Genomic DNA, 1,655 nt, shown 5'->3' on the forward strand with positions numbered 1-1,655 from the left:
TGAAGGCGCTGAGCCAGGGCATAGCCTACGTCATAAATGCCCCCGTTGCCTTCCTTGCTTTCTTTGCCGTCAGTGGGCACGTAGGATTCGTCACTGTGGGTATGGTAAATAGCTATGGTAGGTTTAGCCGCCACGACCGGAATCTCTTGGCTGTCTATCACCCAGGCCTGGCGATTGTCGTCGAAATTTACTTCTGGCATCTGTTCCTGGCCCACATATACGCAGCGCGCGGTGTGACCTGATACCTCTACCACCTGGTACCTGCCATTGTCACTGCTGATGTACTCATCGCCTACATACACCTGGGTGCCAGTCTGGCTTATGGTATTGTTGTCCTCATCCACCAGTGAAAAATAATACCCGGAAGGCAATTCCTCATAAACGGCCTCCGCCGTATCCGGCAGGAAGAGACCCAAACCTGTTATCAGGCTAACGGCTAAGAATAGAGACAGCATTTTTCTAGACATGTTCATCACCCCGATCCTGCGGCTTTCTCATTCCGGTGACTTCTATGCGGTCTTCCCAATCTTTAAACTCTTCTTGATCAGGTTCATCATCCTTGTCGTGTGCAGTATAATCAGCCTGTATATCGTCATGATCGTCATGAGCCGGTTTACGGGCTGGTGCCGGTTCCCTGAGGTTTTCTAACAAGGCCGGATCTTTGTCGTCGCTGCTGGGTCCTCCGGCCATGCGTTCCAGACTTTCGCCGACCAGCTCAGCCAGCAGAATTGCCAGGATACCAGCCAGAACCAGAGAGTCGAAGGCACCGGCACCGCCCAGATGAACGGTTCCCCGCACCCCGCTCTGCAGCAGGTAGACAAATTGACCGATGTCTAAAGCCAACACCGCCATTACTGCCGCAAAGAATGATCCGCGCCGTGATCTGCCCGCTAAGTACCCAACGATGCCGGCGACTAAAGGATAAAGGTAAATAGGATCAATAAAAACGGTTTCCGGTTCGGCTCCCAGAAAACGGGCTCCTATAAACAATACCAGGGCGGTAACCACGGCGGCTATTGCCGAGCGCATCTTTTCAAAAGCAGTTCCAGCACCCAGCCACAGCCATATAGCCAGGCCGACCGTTATTACCCCGCCCACATTGATGGTTAACCGGGAGCTAACCGGGATATCAATGAAGCTGCCGACAATGATAGCAGCTATCACCGCCAATGCTGCCCGGTCAGTCATTCGCAAACGGTCCAGGGCCCGGTGAGCTACACCGAAATAGATCAGAATCGATATCACCACAAGCGCAATCAGACCAAAGGGAAAATTGGCCATATTTAGCCACATCCTTTCTCATCTCTTATGGCAATAGATTTCCCCGCATGGGTGTTTTTATGTAAAAAGAAGCTGTCCTGAGGTTATTGGCGGGACCAGAGGCGGCAATCGATATGGCGGGCCTCAAGCCAGGCCCTGGTATGACCTAGAATAATTAAAGGTTTTTCGCGAATTGCGGCAATATTGGGAGATGAAGTCATTAAAAACACTGCTTTAAGCCGATAAATCCATTGTTCTATAAATTTAAACAGAGACTCCGGGCCTTGATGGACATAATGCTTTACCAGGGGGCCGGCCATTCCTACCAATTCAGCCCCCATGCAGAGCGCTTTAGCGGCATCCACAGCCGTTCTGATGCCCCCTGAAGCGATGAC

Annotated in this window: 3 protein-coding genes; all 3 read right to left on the bottom strand. The window is 51.7% G+C overall.

The features are described 5' to 3' along the window. Positions 1-467 (bottom strand): stage II sporulation protein P (locus B3W37_RS04335; RefSeq protein WP_483174889.1); only part of this gene is annotated, 467 nt, incomplete at its 3' end. Beyond that, positions 460-1,281: a DUF1614 domain-containing protein gene (locus B3W37_RS04340; protein ID WP_483168878.1), complete on the bottom strand. Its 822-nt coding sequence runs from the start codon at positions 1,279-1,281 to the stop codon at positions 460-462. The genes B3W37_RS04335 and B3W37_RS04340, both read right to left, overlap by 8 nt. 83 nt (positions 1,282-1,364) lie before the next feature. Then, positions 1,365-1,655: alpha-hydroxy-acid oxidizing protein (locus tag B3W37_RS04345; RefSeq protein WP_483174891.1), on the bottom strand; the 291-nt coding region annotated here is incomplete at its 5' end.

It is taken from the genome of Syntrophomonas sp. UBA5494, assembly GCF_002426325.1.

Coding starts and splice junctions, on each gene's coding strand:
- B3W37_RS04340 (WP_483168878.1), bottom strand. CDS start 1,281: ATGGCCAATTTTCCCTTTGGTCTGATTGCGCTTGTGGTGATATCGATT.